This is a genomic window from Candidatus Symbiopectobacterium sp. NZEC135, assembly GCF_025962695.1.
The window spans coordinates 1-794 of the sequence record NZ_JAGFPF010000993.1 but is presented as its reverse complement, the minus strand read 5'-3'; the positions used below and the strand labels follow the sequence as shown (position 1 = coordinate 794).

The window sequence follows — 794 nt, the reverse complement described above, 5'->3', positions numbered from 1 at the left end:
AGATAATTGGTTAACGTCACAATCCAATAGCGTTAATCGCGAACGGGATAAACACAAAATAGGCGCACAGCGCACACCTATTGCATCCTCAACCTTCTTCACTTTTATGGCGAACAGGCAGCGCGAATGTTTTTTCAGCGATCTGGATTCGCGGATAACATCAGATGCCGAAGTCACTCGCGACATCTGGGAAAGAGACATTGATGCCTCGGCCATTCTGCCCAATCCAATCACTCCTCTTGCTGCGTTGGCAATTCATCTCGAACACGCTTTCGAAGGCGATACCAGCGAGGAAAGGCAACAAGAATGGAATAAAGTATCGAACGACATCGTCAACCTTGTCTTGATGATAACGTTAGACAAGGTCGGTCGTTTTAATACAGAGGGTTATGAGTTTATTGATAAAATAAAAAACTCACTGGCACAAGAGAGCCGCGCGGTGGTGCTTGATAACACCCTTTCTTTCGAGCACGTCAACGTCAATATCCCCGAACCGGAGATGCTGTCAGCCACACATCACATTAACCTACGCACGCACAACCTTCCTGAACTGGATAAGGCCTTTTTCTCTGAGACCAAACCCGATGCGCAGGGCATTTTCCATTATTCAGACCCACATTCTGCTACCGATAAATTAGCCATTTGTATCAAAAACCGTTTTTATGCTGTACGCCCCGGTACATTTCAAGGCATGTATGTTCTTGATGATGATCGGGAGATCGTTTTATTTGATGGCAGTTACTTTGAAAGAAAACAACCTCCCCTTGAACGCGTTAGCTATACAGAATGCCGTA

The 794-nt window shown here is 45.5% G+C and carries 1 pseudogene; it reads left to right on the top strand.

The features are described from left to right. Nucleotides 1-794 (top strand): annotated as a pseudogene (locus tag J5224_RS31960) (hypothetical protein); the annotation flags it as partial.